Raw genomic sequence first — 21,898 nt, 5'->3', positions numbered from 1 at the left:
ATTTCGTTAGAGTTCTTTTCTTTTTTATATTTTTGACAAGAGGTTAGAAAATTATATGATGTTTTAGTTTAGTGAATTTATCTACAATTATAGCTTGCTAATGTTTTTTATTTTTCTTTTAAAAAACGTTGAAATTTGGTATAATAATAAAGATACCTATATAGTAAAAAATGCTATGTGAAGGTATTATAAAAATAAAAAAGGAGTGTTAATTTGAGTAATAACATTTCAGATGTTTTAGGAAAAGAAATCGAGAAGTTAATGAAGAATAAATTTTTCTTCAAACCGCCGAGTAATTCAAAGGTTTTAACTAGTTCAGCTATTTATTTATTGTTGACGGTAATAGGATCGTTAGTGAATTTTGAAATTTTGGCAGCATTCCTTTCTGTATTTCCACTTACATATGTACTTGGTGCAAAAGGATTAAGATATTATCTCCCATTAATTATTACTGGGGGTGTGATTTTATCGGTAGTTGCCTCTCCGAGTATGATAGTTTGGTATATTATACACATGGCTATAGCATATATAATTTATAAAACTATATTATTGCGAGGTTCAAAAATATTTTTAGTTGCAGTAACAGCTACGATAATATTTTCAGGTATAGCTTTGTATATATTTGTATCAATAAAAATTGGAAAAATAGTTATTGATAGTAAGCAAATATTAGAGTTTATTAATACTTATGTTAATTCTATGGTAGAGATGAATCAAGGTGTTGATAAAAACTTAGTTTTAGAAAGTTTTTCAAATATACAAAAATCATTCCCTGTAACATTATTTATCATGTTACTTGTATATAGTTTAGTATTGGTGCATTATACATTATCGATGTTAGCTAGAGAATTTGTGATTATTCCAGTATTTCCAAAGTTTAGTCGCATAATGGTTAGTTCAAAAAGTGCGTATACATATATTGTAGTTACTATAATAACTTTCCTTGTTGAAATGGAAGCCGGAAGTAATACATACAGTTTTTGGAATATTTTATTCCAAAACATAACAGGAATATTATCATTAGCATTTATTTTAAATGGATTGTTTACTGCATTCTTCTTTTTAGAGCAAAAATCAAAATCAACTATTGGTAAACCTATATTATTCTTGTTGATGTTGATTTTTAGTCCTATCTTCGAATTACTAGGATTTATTGACAGTGTATTCAAGTTAAGAGAAGGATACATTATTATGAAGAGGGGGAGATAAGTGTGAGTGATAAGAAAAAGTATGAGTTAATTATCATAACTACATTTTTAGTAGGTGCGATTCTGAGTGGTATCTTTAGTATTTATAGCTTAATAGTATACTTATTGATGGGCTTACTTATTCTCGTTCTTTATAACACACAGAAGAAAAAAACTGTTGAACAAACAGAGCGTTACATTAGTAAACTGACTAATAGAATTAAAAATTCTTCCGAAAAAGGTATCAATAAGTTTCCTATAGGAATAGTCGTAATTGATGAAGATAAGAATATAGAATGGGCTAACAATTTTATATACAAGAATATCAAGGTTGAAGATATAAAGGGTATGAATATTGTAGAACTTATGCCTGAGATTAAGGAGTTGTTTGATCTTGAGACACCTGTAGATAATCAGTTTGAAATTTTTGGTAAACATTATAAAGTAAATTATCAAAAAGATAGCGGTTATATATATTTCTTTGATATTACAGAAAGTAAAGTAGTAATGCAAAGATTTAGAGATACTCGACCGATTATACTTAATTTGAGTCTTGATAATTATGAAGATGTTTATGATTCGCTAGATGACGAAGTTGCAAGTAGATTAGATGCGACAATAGTTATTACTTTAACAGATTGGGCTAAGAAGAATAGTATATATCTGAAAAGAATAGATGAAGATAGATTTATCGGACTTTTAAATGTTAAAGATTTAAAGAAAATTGAAAAAGAAAAATTCCAGATTTTAGATACTATTAGAAATCTAAAAGAAGATTTTGATGCACCGATTACTTTAAGTATAGGTGTAGGTATGGGAACAGATTTCTTACCAGAATTAGGAGAACTTGCGAAGAGTTCACTAGATCTTGCATTAGGTCGTGGAGGAGATCAGGTTGCCATGAAGGATATTGATGGTACGATTAGATTCTATGGAGGTAAGACTAATCCTCAAGAAAAACGTACTAGAATTAAGGCCCGTGTTGTTTCTAATGCGTTGGCTGATATTGTAAGTGATAGTGATAAGATAATTGTAATGGGACATAAACGTCCTGATTTCGATGCTGTTGGGGCATGTGTAGGGATATATACCTTCTCTAAGTTTTTAGGTAAAGAGTGCTATATTATCTTAAATGAAAGTGATCGTGATGAGACTATTAAAAAAGTAATGTTTGAAATTGATAGTCATGATGAACAATTGTCAAAAGTATTTGTAGACAGTGATGAAGCTTGGGAACTTATGACTCCACAGACAACTTTAATCGTTGTAGATACTTCAGATGCTTCACGAGTAATTGATGCAGCTATATTATCTAAAGCTAATAGAAAAGTTATAATTGACCATCATAGACGTGGAGAAGATATAATTACGAATCCATTATTAACTTATATTGAACCATATGCTTCGTCTGCTTCTGAATTAATAGCAGAGTTAATAGAATATCAAACTAAGATAGAAAAAATTACACCTACTGCTGCAACAGTTATGCTTGGAGGAATAGTAGTAGATACTCAGAACTTTTCTGTAAGAACGGGGTCTAGAACGTTTGATGCAGCTGCATATTTACGTAGCAATGGAGCAGATCCAATAAGAGTTAAAACAATTCTAAAAGAACCATTTGAGAATTTCATGAATAGAGTAGAAATAATTAATAATTCTATTCAGAAATCCCCAGAAATTATTATGGCAAAAGCCCCTGAAGATAAATATTATACAAATGTTATGCTTGCTCAAAGTGCCGATTTACTTCTGACTCTTAAGGGGATTGAATGTAGTTTTGCTATGGGATATCTAGAAGAAGGTAAAGTAGGTATTTCGGCAAGATCATTAGGTAATATAAATGTTCAACTTATCATGGAAGAACTTGGTGGCGGTGGTCATCTTGCTAATGCAGCAACTCAGATTGAGGGGATTAACTTAGATGAAGCATTAGAACGTTTAAATGATGCTATTGATAAAATAATATCTTAAAAATAAATCATAGAAAAAAGGAGAAATTATAATGAAAGTTATATTCTTAGAAGACGTTAAAGGAAAAGGTAAAAAAGGAGATGTTAAGGAAATTGCTGATGGATATGCAAAATTCTTAATAACTAACAAAAAAGCTGTAGCAGCAACAAACGCTAATATGGCAACACTAAAAGGACAACAAAAACGTGTTGAAAAAGATAAACAAGAAGAATTAGTTCAAGCTAACTTACTTGCAAAACAACTAGAAGGTTTAGAAGTAACTATTAAAGTTAAATCTGGAGAAGGCGGAAGATTATTCGGATCAGTATCTTCTAAACAAATTGTTGAAGAACTTAAGAAACAACATGACCTAAAAGTTGATAAGAAAAAAATTGACTTACCACACGGTATTCAATCTCTAGGTTATACAAATGTTAAAATTAAACTACACTCTCAAGTAGAAGGAACAATTAAAGTTCACGTGGTGGAACAATAGTAAATAAGTTGAAGGTGATAATATGAAATATCATATAGATTCTGTTGTTATGGCAGAACAATCGTTATTAGGGGCTCTAATGCAAGAGCCTGAAAAATTAGTAGAAGTGAAAGCAACTGTTGATGCTGAAGACTTCTATGATGAACGAAATAAAGATATTTACAGTGCTATTTTACATTTAGATGAAATGGAAATAATACCTGACACCACTACAATTTTTGAAGAAATAAATAATAGTGGGGCATTCAGAAATGTGGATGCCTCATTATATATAGTGGACTTATATGATATTACTCCAAGTTCTAGAAATATAATGCATTATGCGAATTTAGTAAAAAGATATTCTATTTACAGAGAAATTCGTGAAGCATTATTAAATAGCACTGAAGAGATGAATCAAGGAAATGCTGATATTGATTCTTTAACGGCAACTTTATTCGATCAAGTTGAACGTGCTATGGAGCGCGCAAAGACATCTCAGTTTAAGAATATGAAAGATGTTACTGAAGAAGTATTTAAAGAGATTCTAGCTCGTATGGCAGGAGAAGGTGAAAATGTAGCCGTCCCAACTGGATATGGAGCTCTAGATAAGATTGTAGGTTTTGGTAAGGGGGATTTAATTATCCTTGCAGCGCGTCCTGCGATGGGTAAAACAGCATTTGCGCTAAATATTGCGCTAAATATTGCTGGAAAAAATCCTCGTTCTGAAGATGAGAAAAGAACAGTGGCATTATTCTCGTTAGAGATGGGTGCGGATCAACTTGTTTCTAGGATGATTTGTAGTGAGGGAATGATAGATTCTGAAAAAATTAAACGAGGAAATCTTGATAATGATGACCTTATGAAACTAGAAACAGCAGTTCATTTCTTAAATCAGAAAAATGTCTTTATTGAGGACAGTGCTTTTATTAAAGTAAATGAAGTAAAAGCGAAATGTAAGTTATTAAAAGCTGAACATGGTTTAGATTTAGTGGTTATAGATTATCTACAACTTCTGCAAGGAAGTAAGAGAACCGATAATAGACAACAAGAGGTATCTGAAATATCTCGTAGTTTAAAACAGATGGCGAGGGAACTAGAATGCCCTGTAATAGCCCTATCTCAGTTATCACGTAGTGTAGAATCTAGGCAAGATAAACGTCCTATGATGAGTGATCTTAGGGAATCTGGAAGTATTGAGCAAGATGCTGATATCGTTTCGTTCTTATACCGTGGTGACTACTATAGGAGTGAAGACGCTGATGAAAATGAAGTTCAAGAAACAAGCGATGTCTCTACTATTGAGGTAATTATTGCTAAAAATAGGCATGGACAAACAGGAACGGCGGAACTTGCATTCATGAAACGATATAATAAATTCGTATCAAAAACTTATGCAGAATAGGAGAGGAAGTTATGAAGAATAGAAATAATAAACAAAATAATGAAATGAATAGCAATCAAAATGGTTATTATGATCAAGAAGGAAACTATATTCCTTTTGGATATTACGATCAAAATGGGAACTATATTTCAAATGGTTATTACAATCAAGATGGAAAATTTATTCCGAACGGCTACTATGACCTGAATGGTAATTTTATTCAATATAATAACTATAATCAAAATGATAATAATTATACACCAGCGGGTTACTATGATCAAAATGGATACTTTATGGTAACTGGTTATTATGACCAGGATGGTAATTATGTTGAGACTGATCAATCTAACTTTGATCAAGGAGCAAATAATCAAAATGATCAGTTTACTGATGATAATCGGAATAATGATTTCTTAGGAAATAGTAATTATGCTAATGTGAATCAAGGAAATAATGAGGCAGAAGTTGAGGCAAATAAAAAAAATAAACCTAATAAGAAATCGTCTAAAATAGGATTTATAGTTGCATTGCTTTTAGTATGTGTACTTGCTGCGGGAGTTTATTATTTTAAATTCTACAATAAAGATTCAAAAGTAGTTCATATTGATCAGTATAAAGTTGAACTAGCTGCTTCTGGAACTAACCGAACTGGTAAGGTTGATGTTAATATTACGGAAGTTCCAGAAGTTAAAGATGCGGATGAAAATATCAAGAAATTCTTAAGAAAACCTGAGGTAAAATACTCGCCGAAAGAAAACTTGGAAAATGGAAGTAAAGTTGATGTAGAGATAACTCTTAATAAAGAGGAAGCTGAGAAGAAAGGATTAAAACTTACTGGTAGCTTTAAACGTACTCTTACAGTAACTGGTTTATTAGAAGAAAATAGCTCTAAAAAAGAAGAGATAAAAACTACAAGTAATACTCTTTGGAATAAAGAAAAAAGTAATAAACTATATAAATATGTAAAAGAATGGGAAAAAACTTTAAATCAAAGTTATAAAGAATATACACCGAGTAACCAAGTGAATTTCCATGGATTAAAACTTCCTACTGAATCAGAAATGGCGGGGGATGCACGTTTAGTTCTAGAAGGTGATAAACTAATTAGTATGAAGTGGTCACCTGAAGGGAATTATAAAGATGTATATAATATAGTTGCTGTATTTTCTGATATAGATAAACCAGTAAATTCTGTAGCACATCTATACTATTTCACTATTCTAAATGGTGAACCTATAGTGTTGATAACAGAACAAAATCAAGGGAATTCTAAGAAGTACGTATACTTCAGAAGAACTGCTAATGTGGATTTGCAAAAAGGTTTTGAAAATATAGTTAAGAGTTCATAATAATAGGCTAGGGATAGATGGCGAAAGGTTTGTTTGTCTCTGGATTTTTACAAAAAATATTATAATAAAGTTTTGGAGGAAAAAATGAATTTTAAAAATAAAAGGTTAATATCAACTGTTATTGTTGTGGTCTTAGTGGTATTTTCGTTAATTAAAGGAACTATTACATCAAGTAACAACAGTAAAAAAGATGATGCAGAATTAAATGGATATTTAACAGAGTTTTTACAAGAACAAAGTGTTACTAAATTAACTTTGAAAAAAGGTGATAGTAGTGAAGTTATTCAAAAAATTTCTATAGACGGTGAAATTAATGCAGAGATGACTAATACTTATTCAAGAGGTTCTGTTTTAAATCAAATTAAAGAAGCTAAAGGTAATCCTAATGTAAAAGCGATACTATTATCTGTGAATTCACCAGGTGGTGGTGTTTATGAGACTGCAGAATTATATAATGCTCTTAAGAATAGTGGTAAGGATGTTTATGTGTCAATGAAGAAAACAGCCGCTTCTGGAGGATATTATGTATCGACTCCTGCTAAGAAAATTTTTGTAAATACTGAAACTACTACTGGTTCATTGGGAGTAATTATGAGCTATGTATCTGCTCAAAAATTCTTAAATGATCATGGAATTAAACAAGAAACTATCCGTTCTGGGGAACAAAAAGCAGTAGGTGGTTTAACAGAGGACTTACCAGAATCAACTAGAAAAATATTACAAGAGCAAAACAAAGAAGCGTATGAAAGATTTGTAAAAGCTATAGCTGAAGGTAGACACCTAAGTGAAGATGAAGTTAAGAAACTCGCTGATGGTAGAACATATACTGGTACTCAAGCAGTAGCGAACAAATTAGCTGATAAAGTAGGTACTGAAGACGAACTTATTGATTTAATAAAAGAAGAAAAAGGATTGTCTAATCCAACTGTAATCGAGTTAAGAGCTGATAAAACTACAGAAAGTTTAATTTCTAGATTTGTAAAAGCAACAACAAAAAGTTTTATCTCTGAATTAAATAGTGAAGTAAATTCAAACAAAGTTGAGCGTAGCTACTTAGGATAGGGAGGGAATTTAAATGAACAACGATTTAAATAATAATACACCTTCATATGATCCGCTTTTTAACGGGGGTACTACAGTAGCACCGGATGAAACTACACGAAATGAAGAATTTGTTAAAGAGTATGAAGATACTAAAGAAGCACAAGAAAAAGTAGAGAAAGATTTTTCGTTGCCAACTTCATTAGAAGATTATTTAATGCTTTCTAAAAATTTCTATGCAGGTTTCTGGACTAGATTTGTTGCATACGTAATCGATATGATAGTTATTTATGCTGTATCTAGTTTATTAAATACTTTTAGTTTTGGTTTATTAAACAAGGTGTTTGATTTTCCTATTTTAGGAGAAGAGTCTTTAAGTTATGTTATTGTTATGTTTACTTACTTTATAGCTATGACTTACTTCTTCTCTCAAACCTTAGGTAAGATGATTATGAAGATAAAAGTAGAGACTAATAAAGGGGAAAAGTTAAGTTTTGCAGATGTAGTTTATCGTGAGCTAGTAGGTAGATTATTAACGATATTCTTAGTATACCTGCCGTATTTAGCCGTAGTTTTCACAAATAAGAAAAAAGGGCTTCATGACTTTATTGCTGATACTGTAGTAGTCAAAGAAGATTTTTCAAAATTACGTAGTCAGATGAATAAGAAACTAGATAGTAAAAATTAATATTGTAAAAAGCTATAGGTTTTAATAAATCTATAGCTTTAAATTTTAAATTAAATTCTAGAAAATCAGCTGAGATTGACAAAAAGGTCCTAAAATTTGACGAAGTTCATATGAGCATTCATAGGTACAGTGGTTTATTGATATCTAAATTCGCTTTATAAAAGCTTTTTAGATATCTAATAAACTGTGCGGGGGTGACTTGACAAAATCGATTTCTACGAAATCACGATTTTTGAGTCACTCCCTATATCATAATGATAGCTGTTATTGATTATTTAAAATATTGTTGACTATAATTTTAGATGGTAGTATACTTAATTTATAACAAAGACTACAATCGTAGACGAATAAGAATATTTAAAAGATAGGTGTGATTAATATATGGTTAAAAATGAAACATATTTAATTGAAGGGATGAATTGTGCTTCTTGTGCGGCGCATATTGAAGAGAGTTTAAAACAAGTTGATAACTTATCGGATGTTAATGTGAATCTTGCGACTAGTAAACTTACTCTTTCTAGAGGAGACGGAATAGATAGGACTGAAGTAGAAAAGATTGTAGAAAAATTGGGGTATAAGCTTACTTATATATCTAGTATAGAAGAGAGAACTTTCATATTAGAAGGAATGAGTTGTGCAACGTGCGCGAAAAATATAGAAGATACGATTTCATCTTTAGATGGAACAGAAAAAGCCATTGTAAATTTCGCTACTGAGAAGATGGTAGTAAAATTCGATAAAGAAAAATTAAGTGTAGCTGAGATTGAGAGAAAAGTAGAAGAAGCGGGCTATAAAGCAAGATTAGAAATAGATGATTTGGTTGATGATCAAGCTGAGAAAAAACAACAAGAAATTGACGGTATTTGGAAAAGATTTATTTATTCGGCTATATTTACAGTACCTGCGTTGTACATAGCGATGGCTGAGATGGTGGGATTACCTACGTTGGAAAGTTTAAGCCCAATGGGAAATCCAAAATTATTTTCAACTGTACAGTTTATTCTGGTGTTACCTGTTTTATATTTTGGTAGAAAATTCTTTAGTGTAGGAATTAGAGCTATTTTTAGAAGAAAACCTAATATGGATTCTTTAGTAGCGTTAGGAGCAGGGGCAGCATTCTTATATAGTGTTTATTCAACCGTATTGGTATATTTAGGTGATGAACATGCAGCTATGAATTTGTACTATGAATCTGCAGCGGTAATCTTAACATTGATTACACTAGGTAAATACTTTGAAGGAGTATCGAAAAGTCGTACTACAAATGCTATTAGTAAGTTGGTTGGATTGGTACCAAAAACTGCTAATTTAATTATAGATGGTGAAGAACATGTTGTAGCAGTAGATGAAATATCTACAGGTGATATACTACTTGTTCGTCCTGGTGAAAAAGTACCTCTTGATGGAGTCGTGATTGAAGGTCGTTCGACTGTAGATGAATCGATGTTAACAGGGGAAAGTATCCCAGTAGAAAAAGAAATAAATAGTAAAGTTGTCGGAGCTAGTATTAATAAAACAGGTGTTTTTAAAATGAAAGTTACTAAAGTGGGTAAAGACACTACTTTATCACAAATTATTAAACTTGTTGAAGATGCTCAAAATTCTAAAGCTCCGATTGCAAAACTTGTTGATAAAATTTCAGGAGTATTTGTTCCTATTGTTATTGTTTTAGCACTAATAGCTGGAATTTTATGGTACTTTGTTGGAGATGCATCTTGGAGTTTTTCTCTAAAAATTATTATCGCAGTGCTTGTTATTGCTTGTCCTTGTGCCTTAGGTTTGGCTACACCGACAGCTATAATGGTAGGTACAGGTAAGGGAGCTGAACACGGTATTTTAATAAAAAGTTCAGAAGCATTGCAATTAGCGAAAGAAGTAGATACTGTTGTTTTTGATAAAACTGGAACATTGACAGAAGGTAAAATTTCAGTAACTGATATAGTGACATTTAACGATTTAAAAGAAGAAGTTTTATTGCAACTTGCAGCGAGTGTAGAATATCTTTCAGAACACCCATTAGGTCTAGCTATAGTAGATGAAGCTAAAAATAGAAATTTAGATTTGTTAGAAGTTAAAGATTTTAGTTCATTAACAGGATTAGGTATTTCATCGACAGTTGATGGAAAGTCAGTACTTATTGGTAATGAAAAATTAATGTTGGAAAATAATATTGTTACAAAAGATTCAGTTGAAAAAGCAGAGAAATATGCTTCAGAAGGGAAAACACCATTATTCATAGCTGTAGACTCTGAACTAGCTGGGATCATAGCTGTTGCTGATCAAATTAAAGCAAGTAGTTTAGAAACTGTTGAAAAATTACATAGCTTAGGGTTAGAGGTAGTTATGTTGACTGGTGACAATAAAAAAACTGCTGAGGTAATTGCAGAACAATTATCGATAGACAAAGTTGTTAGTGAAGTTTTACCAGAAGATAAAGCAAATGAAATCAAAAAACTTCAAGCTCAAGGTAAAAAGGTAGCAATGGTTGGTGATGGTATTAATGATGCACCAGCACTAGTACAAGCAGAAGTTGGAATAGCTGTAGGAACAGGAACAGATGTAGCAATCGACGCAGCAGATATAGTGTTAATGAAACCTGATTTAAATTCTGTTGTTAATGCTATAGTTTTAAGTAAAAAAACTATAACAAATATTAAAGAAAATCTATTCTGGGCATTCTTCTACAATGTTATAGGTATTCCTTTTGCGATGGGAGTATTCTATATATTCGGAGGACCGTTGTTAAATCCAATGTTGGCAGGAGCTGCAATGAGTTTTAGTTCTATATCTGTAGTTCTAAATGCATTAAGGTTAAAAAGAGTAAAATTAAATTAATAAAAAGAAAGAAGGATTAATCATGAAAAATGAATATAGTATCGAAGGTGTAAAATGTGGCGGTTGTGTCGCTGCGATTAAAGAAAAATTATCTAAATTAGATAATGTTAATAATGTTGAGGTTAATATTCAAGAGAAAAATATTGTAGTTGAAGGAGTTGCTTCTAAAGAAGAACTTCAGGCTGCATTATCAGAAACGAATTTTAAAATAGTTTAATAAAATAATGGGAATGATTTAACAAATTTGATTTTTCTGACATCATGGTTTGGAGTCGTGTCTAATAAATAAGCACCTTAGGATTAGTTTTAACCTAATTCTAAGGTGTTTTTGTGTTTTATTTGTCGTAACCTAAATATCCTATTGCAATAGCTTTAGGTCCTGCGTGAGATCCAATTACAGGAGAAATAATTTCTGTTTCAACTTCTATATCACCAAAAGTTTTCTTGATAGATACCATTGCTTTTTCTAATAATTCATCTGTTGTATAAAGAACAAATAAACTCTTTGGATTTTTTTCTTTTATTTCTTCACACATTTTTGAAAGGACTTTATTCATTCCTCTATGTTTACCACTTACTGAAAGGAGACCGTCTTTAATAGTTATAATAGGTAGAATATTTAACAGACTTGATAGAACGAACTGAGCTTTTGTAAGTCTACCTCCTGCATATAAATATTGCATAGTCTCGACTGTTACAAGAACATTGTGTTGCTGTGAAAGTTCTAAGTATCTATTTTCTATATTTTCGAATGTTAGACTTCCTGCTGCAAATTCTTTGATAATTTTTTCGATAGCTATTCCTACCATTCTTGCTATTTGAAGAGTATCGATTATCTTGATTTCGATACCATCGATAAGCTCTTTAGCTTGAACGAAAGAAGAATATGTTCCAGATAGTTTAGAAGAAACACTGAAGGCAACGATACGCTCTACTCCTTGTTGTTTTAAATTTTCATATACACTTAAAATTTTACCTACTGCAGGTTGGCTTGTACTAGGTTTTTGTCCGTTATGTATTCTTTCGTAAAATTCGTCAGGAGTTATAGTTACATTATCCTCGAAAATCTCATCGTCAAGACGAACCTCTACCGGGATAACTGTAATTGGATTGTTATTTGCAAAATTTTTATTAATTTGTAATGCTGAATCGCACACAAAAGCTGTTTTCATAAATTTTAACCTCTTTGATTTTGTATTAAATGATTGTAGTTTAACCACGTCTATATATAATATACTAAAAATAAAATTTTTTCAAATAAAAAGTGAAATAAAAAGTAAACTATTGATGTAGCATTTTAATTTTAATACGCTTAATATATTGGTTTTAAAAGTAATATTGTATTTTGGATATTTATTAATATAGATATCGAATATCTACAATTATATTTTTATTGTTTCGGAGCAACTATACTGATAAAGAAACATTTTTCTATGAAATACTAAGTATGATATAATAATTTAAAGAATATAAAGTAATAATTTAGAAAATATAAAAGAAAAAGCGAAGGGGATAAACATGAGTATAAAAGCAGTGTTATTTGATATGGATGGACTAATGGTAGATACCGAAAGTTTGGCAACAGAAGCATTTATTCATAGTGCGAAAAAGCAAGGTTATGAAATGACTAGAGAAGAGACTCTCTTGGTGTTAGGTTTTACTACAAAGAGTATTTATGAATTTTGGGAAAATTATTTTAAGGATTCTTATGTTAGTGGAAAGAAATTAGTTGATGATCATTATGAATATATAGAGGATATATTGTTTACGACAGGTCCTAAGAAAATGCCATTTGTAGAGGAATTGTTAATATATCTAAAAGATAATAATTATAAAGTTGCGGTAGCTTCATCTTCTAATATGAATCATATAACAAACAATATGGAAAAAACAGGTCTTGTAAAATATATAGATGAGCTCGCTAGTGGGGCAGAGGTGAAAAATGGTAAACCAGCACCAGATGTGTTTTTATTAGCTGCAGAGCGTTTAGGTGTAAAACCGGAAGAATGTTTAGTTCTTGAAGATTCTAAGGCTGGTATAATTGCAGGAAGTACAGCAGGGGCAAAAGTTATTATGGTTCCAGATATGTTTGAACCAGATGAAGTTTGCAAAGAAAAAGCTTATAAAATAGTTGAGAATTTAGGAGAGGTTATTAAAATATTGGAAAATGGTGAGTAAAGAAAAAAGACTGATTGGTCTTGTTTTTGATGTGGATGATACGTTATATGAACAGATAGTTCCATTTGAAAATGCATATAAGAGTCTATTCGATATGGATATTGATATGGAACAATTTTATCTTTTGAGTCGACATTATAGTGATGTGAAATTTGAAGCTTCTCGAAATGGTGAGATAACTATGGATGAATATCATATTTATAGAATTCAAGAAGCAGCGAGAGACTTGGGTGTCTTGATAACTGATGAACAGGCATTAGATATGCAAAAAGAATATAAAAAGAATCAACAAAAATTACAAATGTCTAATACAACTATAGGTATTTTAGAACTAGTGAAAGAGAATGATGTAAAGCTAGGAATTATTACCAATGGACCAAGTGAACATCAATGGTCTAAGGTAAAAGCATTAGGTGTAGAAAGATGGATTGATAAAGAGAATATTATTGTCTCAGGTGATTATAGTATAAATAAACCAGATGTTAGAATATTTGAAATTATGCAAGAAAAATTACAACTGCCTATTGATTCTCTATATTACATAGGAGACTCATTGGAAAATGATATAGTTGGAGCTAATAATGCAGGCTGGAAAGCCATTTGGATAAATCGTTATAAGAGAAAATTGCCAGGGAATGTTATAATTTATAAAATAGCGGAAAATAATATCGAATTGTTTGAAATTATCAAGAAAATTTTTGAAAAGTGAAATAAAATAGTTTTAGTAAATTAATTTTTATGGTAAAATTAGTTATATTAATTTTATTAAAAGTTTATTAGAATATAGTTGAACTAGTAATTTATCTAAGGAGGAAAAGATATGAAATTAGTATTTTTTAATTTAAGAGAAGATGAAAAAAGTGCATTAGAAAGTTGGAGAAATGCTCACCCTGAGGTTGAAATTGATGTTTATACAGAAGAACTTACATCAGCCAACAAACATTTATTAGAAGGTAAAGAAGGTGTAGTCCTAGCTCAAAATAAACCTTTTGAGCGTGATGTATATGAATATGCTAAAGAACAAGGAGTCAAAGTTTTTGCGACTCGTTCAGCTGGTTTTGATATTTATGATTTAGAGTTAATGTCTGAGTTTGGAATTAAAATGACGAATGTACCATCATACTCACCAAATGCTATTGCTGAGCATGTACTAACTTCTGCATTACGTATTAGTAGAAATACAAATAAAATTCAACGCAACTTAGAAAAACATAATTTTTCTTGGAATCCAGGGATATTATCACGTGAACTTAGAACTCTAACAGTAGGTGTTATAGGTACTGGAAGAATCGGTACTCAAGCTGCTCGATTATTCAGCGCTTTAGGATCTAAAGTTTTAGGTTATGATGTTTATCAAAATGAAGCGGCAAAAGAAGTTTTAAGATATGTTGAAAATCTAGATGACTTAATAGCAGCTTCTGATATTATAACTATTCATATGCCAGCTATAAAAGAATATAATCACATGGTAAATGATGAATTTCTTGCTAAGATGAAAGATAATTCAATCTTGCTAAATGCTGCTCGTGGTATGCTAGTCGATACAAAGGCTGTACTTCGTGCATTAGATAGTGGGAAACTTCTTGGAGCAGGGTTAGATGTTTATGAAAATGAAGGTAAATATGTTCCTAAAAACTTTGAAGGAAAAGAGTTTGATGATGAATTGTTACAAACTCTAATAGACCGTGATGATGTAATTTATACTCCACATACAGCGTTTTACACAGAAACTGCAATTCAGAATCTTGTAGAAGGTGGATTAGAAGCGGCTGTTGAAGTAATTACAACTGGGACATCTGCGAATGTTGTAAATAAATAAAGTAAAAACTTAATAGAAATATAGAAAGTTAGTTTTGTAATGTATGATTTCTTTGATGAGAGAAAACGTTTCTTGAATATTAAAGTAGATCATATTACAGAACTAATTTTTTATTTATTTCCTATAGATAGATAAGAAAATTTCTCAAGTTGAAATTATATAAAGTGAAGTAAAAGTAAAAAAAATTTTTTTAAAAATGATGATATATTACATATTATGTTTTAATCTGATATTTAGTGATTTAATAATTTTAATATTTTTTATTAATGTGTTAAATGTATGCGTAATATTTTCTAGGATTATTGAACTTTACTGTTATTTATACATCTGCTCTACTTAAAATTTACTTTAAAATAATATTAAAGTATTGAATAGTTAAAGGTAACAGTATATAATATATTTATAATAATAAATTTTACATGAGAAATATAAGGAGAGAGAAAATGTTATTTAATAGACATGGTCTCCAACAAAAAAATTGGCGTATGGTGAAAAAGGGGAAACACATCCTTTTTGGTTGTTCGTTATTTTTTGTTGTTGGGGGGACGGGTATCGCTGGCTCGCAAGTTGTACACGCAAGTGAAATAAATAGTTCAGAAGTAATTGTAAAAGAAGGTGTAGTTGATAAAATAACTGGTGAAAAACAACGGGACAATACTTCGGTTCTAGAAAAGGAAAAGTCAGTAGAAGGTTCTAATGATAAGACGATAGAAAAAACAATACAAAACCAGGATATAGAGAAAGCTGCTGAAAAAAGAGAAGTAGAGAAATCAGAATCAAATGAATCTACAAAAAATCCTGTAAAGAAAGAAGTAAATAAAAAAGAATTAAAAGACCTGGTTGATAAGATTAAGAATACTGACATCAGTAAAAAAACTGAAAAATCAGTAAAAGAGCTTAATCTTATTTTGTCGCGTGCGGAAAAGACGTTAGATAATAAAGAGATAACTCAAGAAGAAATTGGAAAAGAAATAAAGGATCTTAAAGAAGCATTCGAAAAATTAGAGGATAAATCTGAAAAAGAAAAAGCTAAGTCTAAAAAAGAAGAGAAATCAAATTTAGAAAATAATACTAAAGAAAAACAACAAGAAAATACTACGGGAGATGTTGCTAGAAAACACAACGAAAAAATAACCAAAGTAACAGAAACTGTAACTGAGATTCACAGCATAGCTAATCAAATAAATTATGAATTTAGTGAATCTGAAAAAGAATTAGTTAAAACAGCAGAAAAATTACCAACATTTTATAATAGTGATAAATATAATGAAGAGACTATTCAAAAACTACTAAAAGAAGTAATTTATCTTCGTAATAAAGTAGCTAATCGAATGACACGTGCTCATTCAGGTAGACGTGATCCACGAAACGGGAAAATGATTGAGATCAATGGAGAAAGTACGTTTAGAGGGATTAGATTTACACCATTAGAGAATAGACAAAATGATAAAGTTGTTAGTAATGCAAATACTAATTTGACATATTTTAATTCTGATAATTTTTGGATTAGAACACAAGTTAAGGGAGAAAAATTTAGACATGATAGTTCTAATACGTATTATCTAGTAAAAAAAGTAACTCTTTCAGGAAAACCGTTCAAAGACTTATCTATAATTGTATCATCAGGAACCGGAGATCGTCGAGCACCTGTAATGATAGATAATATTAATAATCCAAATGTTCAAGCAGGTATTCTTGGGACTATAGGGTCGAATGGAATTATAACTCCTGGTAATTATCAAGTTGTTTTAACTGTTAACGATACTGTTTCTCCCGCTAATAATTATAATATTATTTATAATGTTACAATAAAACCCCAAAGTGAACGTAATACTGTTAATAATTTAACTCCTACTTACGTTGATGATGTCCGTCATTTAACGGAAACTGAAAAGAATGCTTTAATAGAAAAATTTAAAACAGAGCATCCAAATGTTGTTAATCGTGCGAATCATATCGACTTCGATCATGCTGAAGTTTCAGCTGATGGTGCAACAATGACAATCCACTTTAAAGATGGGTTTTCACCTAAAACAATCCAAACAAATGCACAGAATGATGCAATAGCCAAATATCAAAATCTTACGGCTTTATACGGAGATCCACATGATTTCTACAAAAATCCAAGAAATCTTGTGAAATCAAAAACAGGAAATGAACTTCCATCTACCGTTGATGTGCAATGGAAAACACCGTTTAATCTACAACAACCGGGAACTAGAAATGCTGTTGTTACAGTAACTTATCAAAATGGAACAGTTAAAGATGTATCGACACCATATACAGTACTAGATTTTGTAGGAAAACAAGACAAACGTATTAATCAACATCAGAGTGGTGAACTAGGTGATGCTAGAAGTTATATTACTTTATCAAATGGAACTGCGCCTGCGACTGATTTAACGATTCGTTGGAAAGGTGGTTCATCGACTGTAGATACTTCCACTGCAGGTGTGCAACATAAAGAAATTGAAATTCTTCGCGGTAATCATTTGATGAAAACTGTGACTATACCAGTAGAAATAGTGGACAATATTAATCCAACTATTACAGCACCAGATTCAGTATTATTAACAAGATTAGAAGGATTGCCAAGTGAGATAAATATTTCTGCGCAGGACAATAATAAAGGAGTGGGACTTAAAGATAGTAATCCTATAACGGTTGAAAATCTTCCAAATCCATTATTTTATAACCCTAGAACATCAAAAATAGAAATTAATGGAGTTATACCAAATAATTTCCAAAACGGTAAATCTAGTATTCAAGTAACTGTTAAAGCAGTAGATAAAAAAGGAAATACTGCGACTAAAAATATTACTTTTAATATTCAATCCCAAACACAAAAATACACAGCAGTTGCTAATCCTAAAATACAGGAAGTAAGCCATGCTCAGACCCCAGATCCAGGAACAAGTATTAATAAAAATGGATTACCTGCAGGTACAACTTATACATGGGCTACAACTCCAAGTACAACAACAGGACCTGGAGAAAAAGCAGGAGTAGTAACTGTAACATATCCTGATGGCTCAAAAGATACAGTGAATGTAACTGTAAGTGTTCGTAAGTTAAGTGATGAATATGAGCCTACAGGGAATAAAATTGTTAGAAATCAAAATGTTCCTGTAACAAATGACGACCTAAAAGCAGCGGTTACTATTAGTAATAACGGGAATAGTAAGGTGAAATCAGTTACACCTGTTGGAACAATTAGTACAACAAATGCTGGAACTTCTACGATTAAAGCGACTGTTACTTATTTAGATGATACGACAGATCCAGTTGATATTCCTTTAGAAGTGAAAGACGTAACTGCACCAACAATTCAAACTCCTAGTGATAGACAAAATTGGGATTTAATTGCATTGGATAGAACATTACCTTCAATAACAGTTACTTCTGTGGATAATAATGGAGGAACTGGTATTAAATCAACAACGGTAACAGGGCTACCAGACTTCTTAGTATATGACAATACAACTAAGACGATTAAATTTAAAAATGGTGTTCAAGAAGTAACAAAATTACCTGTTGGACAAGATAGTAAAACTTATACTGCGACTATTCAAGTAACAGATAATGCAAACAATCCTAGTCAAAGACAAGTTACGATTACAGTCAAATCAATGACGACGAAATATAATGCGACACCTAATGGGCAAAAACAAACGGTGAGTTATGGAGCTACACCAGATGCAGGAACAAGTATTAATAAAAATGGTTTACCTGCAGGAACAACCTATACATGGACTACAACTCCAAGTACAACAACAGGACCTGGAGAAAAAGCAGGAGTAGTAACTGTAACATACCCTGATGGATCAAAAGATACAGTAAATGTAACGGTAAATGTTCGAAGATTAGCGGATGAATATGCACCTACAGGGACTAAAATCACCAAAAATCAAAATGAATCTGTATCAAATGATGAATTAAAAGCAGCTGTAACTATTAATAATAATGGGAATAGTAAGGTGAAATCAGTTACTCCTGTGGGTACAATAAGTACTGCAGAGTTTGGAAATAAAACAATCAATGCAACTGTCACATATCTTGACGATACGACAGATCCTGTGACGATTCCGTTGGAAGTAAAAGATGTAACAAAACCAACAATTCAAACACCGACAGATAGACAAAATTGGGATTTAATTGCACTAGATAGAACATTGCCTTCTATAAAAGTTACAACTACTGATAACCCAGGAGGAAGCGGTGTTAAGTCAACAACGGTAACAGGGTTACCAAACTTCTTAACATATGATGAAGCGACTAAAACAATTAAGTTTAAAAATGGAGTTCAAGAGGTAACAAAATTACCCGTAGGAACTAACGAGCAATCGTATAATGTAACGATTCAAGTGACAGACAATGCTAATAATAGTAATAGTATACAAGTTACGATTACTGTTAAATCAATGATGACGAAATTTAATCCAGCTCCGCTTCCACAAACGGTAGACAATGGAACAGTGCCAGATGCAGAAGCAAGTGTAGATAAGAAAAACGCACCAAGTGGAACAACAGTAAGATGGAAAGAAACTCCAGAAGTAACGACTCCAGGAGAGCATACAGGAGTAGCGATCGTCCACTATCCAGACGGAAGTGAAGAAGAAGTGGATGTACCAATTACAGTGAAACCACAAAAAGACACGTATAATCCAGTAGGAAAACCACAAACGGTAGACAATGGAACAGTGCCAGATGCAGAAGCAAGTGTAGATAAGAAAAACGCACCAAGTGGAACAACAGTAAGATGGAAAGAAACTCCAGAAGTAACGACTCCAGGAGAGCATACAGGAGTAGCGATCGTCCACTATCCAGACGGAAGTGAAGAAGAAGTGGATGTACCAATAGTGGTCCGTCATAGTAATGAAAAAGGAATACCTGAAGTTCAACAAGCCTTACCGGAATTCAATGGAGGAGCGAATGGAGATTCAGAGGTACACCGAGCATTACCAGAATTCAATGGAGGAGTGAATGGAGATCCAGAGATACATCGAGCATTACCAGAATTCGCAGGAGGAGTGAATGGAGATCCAGAGGTACAACCAGAGTCACCAGAATTCACAGGAGGAGTAAAAGGAGAGCCAGAGATTCAACCAGCCTTACCAGAATTCAATGGAGGAGTAAATGGAGACCCAGAAGTTCAGCCAGAGTTACCAGAATTCAATGGAGGAGTAAATGGAGAGTCAGAGATTCAACCAGCCTTACCAGAATTCAAAGGAGGAGTAAATGGAGAGTCAGAGATTCAACCAGCCTTACCAGAATTCAATGGAGGAGTAAATGGAGAGTCAGAGATTCAACCAGCCTTACCAGAATTCAATGGAGGAGTAAATGGAGATCCAGAAATTCATTCAGAATTACCGAATTATGTTGGAATTGATAATAATGAGTCAGAAATTCGCTCAAACTTACGAGATAAAACTTCTAGTGTTCCAACTAAACGTTTAGCTAATACAGGTCAATCACAAAATAATAGTGAGTTAGCAGGTTTAGGATTAGCTATTGTAGGTCTATTTGCAGCAATAAAACGCCGTAAAAAAGAGGAAGAGTAATTTTAAATATTAGAAAAAATTAAAGTTCTAAATCTATATAGAAAAGAATCCCTTGGAAAATTAATTTTCAAGGGATTCTTTATGTTTCAAGCAATAAAAAAGGGTCTGACATTGTCAGACCTTAAATTTTTAATTTATTATTTTTTTAATAAATCACGGATTTCTTTAAGAAGCTCTTCTTTAGCATCAACTTCTGGAGTTTCTTCAGCTGCTTCTTCTTTAGACATTTTTTCTTTAGCAGTGTTAATAGCTTTAACGAATACGAAGATTGCGATAGCAGTAATTAAGAAGTCGATAGTGATTTGGATGAAGTTACCGTATTTGATACCTTCCCAAGCTAACTTTGTGAAGTCTGGTTTAGCTGGGAATACAAGAGCGATAAGTGGCATCATAATGTCAGTTACTAATGAACTAACGATTTTACCGAAAGCAGCCCCCATGATAACCCCGATAGCTAGGTCTAATACGTTTCCTTTAAATGCAAATTTTTTAAATTCGTTTAACATAAAAATAATTCTCCTTTTATAAAATTTTAAATACCTCAGTATAATATATCAAAATTGAAATAAAATCAAGTATAAAGTTAAAAAAAATCAAAAAAAATTTAAGTAAACGTATTTTAATCTTAATTGTCATATTATTTAAATATATTTTTTATAAATTATTTATATTTTTTTAAAAACAATATATGTATTTATTAAGTAAAATATACTGTATTTGTAATTAGTATATAAATTACCGAATAAACAAGAAAACTAACCGAATATGCATTATCTATAGATTTTTAAATATTTATTATATAAAATATAATTATGAAAGGAGCTAAAGAGATGAAAGTTTGAATTAAATATTAAATTACCGAATAAACAAGAAAACTAACCGAATATGCATTATCTATAGATTTTTAAATATTTATTATATAAAATATAATTATGAAAGGAGCTGAAGATATGAAAGTTGAATTAAATATATAAAAGGAGGTGAAAATGTGAAAGTAGAATTAAATATAGATAAGAAATTTGAAGAAATAATAGTGACTATATCAGCAAATAAAGTGAATGATGAGATTCAAAATTTAGTGAATTATATAGAAAATAAGGAAGATTACTTTATAGGAGTTTTAGATGGGAAAGTACGTTTATTAAATATAGAGGATATTATAAGGGTATATGTTGAAGATAGAAAAGTATATGTAGTCACAGTTGAAGGTAGATTTATTGTTAGAAAAAAATTATATGAAGTGCAGAGTACATTAACTAAGGATTTTATAAAAATATCTCAAAGTGAAATAGCTAATGTTAAATATATTCATAGCTTAGATTTAGGATTGAGAGGAACAATAGTTATAAGTTATAAAAATTCTGATATAAGTTATGTATCACGTAGGATGTTAAAAGAATTTAAGATGAAATTAGGATTATAGGAGGTATT

The 21,898-nt window shown here is 31.3% G+C and carries 16 protein-coding genes; 14 read left to right on the top strand and 2 right to left on the bottom strand.

The window, feature by feature from the left end:
* Positions 1–213: 213 nt before the first annotated feature.
* From GEMHA0001_RS02635 to GEMHA0001_RS02595, 9 genes are all read left to right on the top strand, one after another.
* Positions 214–1,209, top strand: coding sequence for a DUF2232 domain-containing protein (locus GEMHA0001_RS02635; protein ID WP_003144248.1), 996 nt, complete (start codon positions 214–216; stop codon positions 1,207–1,209).
* 2 nt (positions 1,210–1,211) lie between these two features.
* Positions 1,212–3,158 (top strand): DHH family phosphoesterase, encoded by a 1,947-nt coding sequence (locus GEMHA0001_RS02630; RefSeq protein ID WP_003144399.1) that lies wholly within the window; start codon positions 1,212–1,214, stop codon positions 3,156–3,158.
* 31 nt (positions 3,159–3,189) lie between these two features.
* On the top strand, positions 3,190–3,633 hold the full coding sequence (rplI, locus tag GEMHA0001_RS02625; RefSeq protein ID WP_003144223.1) for a 50S ribosomal protein L9: 444 nt from the start codon (positions 3,190–3,192) through the stop codon (positions 3,631–3,633).
* A gap of 22 nt (positions 3,634–3,655) precedes the next feature.
* A complete protein-coding gene (dnaB, locus tag GEMHA0001_RS02620) occupies positions 3,656–5,017 on the top strand; it encodes a replicative DNA helicase (RefSeq protein WP_003144394.1) in 1,362 nt (453 codons plus the stop codon).
* An 11-nt stretch (positions 5,018–5,028) separates the two neighbouring features.
* Positions 5,029–6,345: a DUF4767 domain-containing protein gene (locus GEMHA0001_RS02615; RefSeq protein ID WP_003144074.1), complete on the top strand. Its 1,317-nt coding sequence runs from the start codon at positions 5,029–5,031 to the stop codon at positions 6,343–6,345.
* Positions 6,346–6,429: 84 nt separating this feature from the next.
* On the top strand, positions 6,430–7,407 hold the full coding sequence (gene sppA, locus GEMHA0001_RS02610; protein WP_003144345.1) for a signal peptide peptidase SppA: 978 nt from the start codon (positions 6,430–6,432) through the stop codon (positions 7,405–7,407).
* A 13-nt stretch (positions 7,408–7,420) separates the two neighbouring features.
* On the top strand, positions 7,421–8,074 hold the full coding sequence (locus GEMHA0001_RS02605) for an RDD family protein (protein ID WP_003144372.1): 654 nt from the start codon (positions 7,421–7,423) through the stop codon (positions 8,072–8,074).
* Positions 8,075–8,455: 381 nt separating this feature from the next.
* A complete protein-coding gene (locus GEMHA0001_RS02600) occupies positions 8,456–10,909 on the top strand; it encodes a heavy metal translocating P-type ATPase (RefSeq protein ID WP_003144159.1) in 2,454 nt (817 codons plus the stop codon).
* Positions 10,910–10,931: 22 nt separating this feature from the next.
* Positions 10,932–11,126, top strand: coding sequence for a heavy-metal-associated domain-containing protein (locus GEMHA0001_RS02595; RefSeq protein WP_003144180.1), 195 nt, complete (start codon positions 10,932–10,934; stop codon positions 11,124–11,126).
* Positions 11,127–11,244: 118 nt separating this feature from the next.
* On the opposite strand, the gene GEMHA0001_RS02590 is transcribed toward GEMHA0001_RS02595, so the two are convergent.
* Complete coding sequence (locus tag GEMHA0001_RS02590) at positions 11,245–12,081, bottom strand: DegV family protein (protein ID WP_003144124.1); 837 nt, start codon at positions 12,079–12,081, stop codon at positions 11,245–11,247.
* Positions 12,082–12,427: 346 nt separating this feature from the next.
* On the opposite strand from GEMHA0001_RS02590, the gene GEMHA0001_RS02585 reads away from it, so the two are divergent.
* From GEMHA0001_RS02585 to GEMHA0001_RS02570, 4 genes are all read left to right on the top strand, one after another.
* Positions 12,428–13,087, top strand: coding sequence for an HAD family hydrolase (locus GEMHA0001_RS02585; RefSeq protein WP_003144342.1), 660 nt, complete (start codon positions 12,428–12,430; stop codon positions 13,085–13,087).
* A gap of 31 nt (positions 13,088–13,118) precedes the next feature.
* Positions 13,119–13,796: an HAD family hydrolase gene (locus GEMHA0001_RS02580; protein ID WP_232015379.1), complete on the top strand. Its 678-nt coding sequence runs from the start codon at positions 13,119–13,121 to the stop codon at positions 13,794–13,796.
* Positions 13,797–13,907: 111 nt separating this feature from the next.
* Positions 13,908–14,906: a D-2-hydroxyacid dehydrogenase gene (locus tag GEMHA0001_RS02575; RefSeq protein WP_003144334.1), complete on the top strand. Its 999-nt coding sequence runs from the start codon at positions 13,908–13,910 to the stop codon at positions 14,904–14,906.
* A 443-nt stretch (positions 14,907–15,349) separates the two neighbouring features.
* Positions 15,350–20,467 (top strand): SIALI-17 repeat-containing surface protein, encoded by a 5,118-nt coding sequence (locus GEMHA0001_RS02570; protein ID WP_003144298.1) that lies wholly within the window; start codon positions 15,350–15,352, stop codon positions 20,465–20,467.
* A gap of 137 nt (positions 20,468–20,604) precedes the next feature.
* On the opposite strand, the gene mscL is transcribed toward GEMHA0001_RS02570, so the two are convergent.
* Positions 20,605–20,973, bottom strand: coding sequence for a large conductance mechanosensitive channel protein MscL (mscL, locus tag GEMHA0001_RS02565; RefSeq protein ID WP_003144210.1), 369 nt, complete (start codon positions 20,971–20,973; stop codon positions 20,605–20,607).
* Between the two features lie 482 nt (positions 20,974–21,455).
* On the opposite strand from mscL, the gene GEMHA0001_RS02560 reads away from it, so the two are divergent.
* Complete coding sequence (locus GEMHA0001_RS02560; protein WP_003144203.1) at positions 21,456–21,890, top strand: LytTR family DNA-binding domain-containing protein; 435 nt, start codon at positions 21,456–21,458, stop codon at positions 21,888–21,890.
* Positions 21,891–21,898: the final 8 nt, after the last annotated feature.

It is taken from the genome of Gemella haemolysans ATCC 10379 (genome assembly GCF_000173915.1).
Classification (GTDB): Bacteria; Bacillota; Bacilli; order Staphylococcales; family Gemellaceae; genus Gemella; species Gemella haemolysans.
This window is presented reverse-complemented; position numbering and strand designations above follow the sequence as displayed.

Coding starts and splice junctions, on each gene's coding strand:
- sppA (WP_003144345.1), top strand. CDS start 6,430: ATGAATTTTAAAAATAAAAGGTTAATATCAACTGTTATTGTTGTGGTC.
- GEMHA0001_RS02615 (WP_003144074.1), top strand. CDS start 5,029: ATGAAGAATAGAAATAATAAACAAAATAATGAAATGAATAGCAATCAA.
- GEMHA0001_RS02570 (WP_003144298.1), top strand. CDS start 15,350: ATGTTATTTAATAGACATGGTCTCCAACAAAAAAATTGGCGTATGGTG.
- GEMHA0001_RS02600 (WP_003144159.1), top strand. CDS start 8,456: ATGGTTAAAAATGAAACATATTTAATTGAAGGGATGAATTGTGCTTCT.
- mscL (WP_003144210.1), bottom strand. CDS start 20,973: ATGTTAAACGAATTTAAAAAATTTGCATTTAAAGGAAACGTATTAGAC.
- GEMHA0001_RS02595 (WP_003144180.1), top strand. CDS start 10,932: ATGAAAAATGAATATAGTATCGAAGGTGTAAAATGTGGCGGTTGTGTC.
- GEMHA0001_RS02585 (WP_003144342.1), top strand. CDS start 12,428: ATGAGTATAAAAGCAGTGTTATTTGATATGGATGGACTAATGGTAGAT.
- GEMHA0001_RS02575 (WP_003144334.1), top strand. CDS start 13,908: ATGAAATTAGTATTTTTTAATTTAAGAGAAGATGAAAAAAGTGCATTA.
- rplI (WP_003144223.1), top strand. CDS start 3,190: ATGAAAGTTATATTCTTAGAAGACGTTAAAGGAAAAGGTAAAAAAGGA.
- GEMHA0001_RS02590 (WP_003144124.1), bottom strand. CDS start 12,081: ATGAAAACAGCTTTTGTGTGCGATTCAGCATTACAAATTAATAAAAAT.
- GEMHA0001_RS02605 (WP_003144372.1), top strand. CDS start 7,421: ATGAACAACGATTTAAATAATAATACACCTTCATATGATCCGCTTTTT.
- dnaB (WP_003144394.1), top strand. CDS start 3,656: ATGAAATATCATATAGATTCTGTTGTTATGGCAGAACAATCGTTATTA.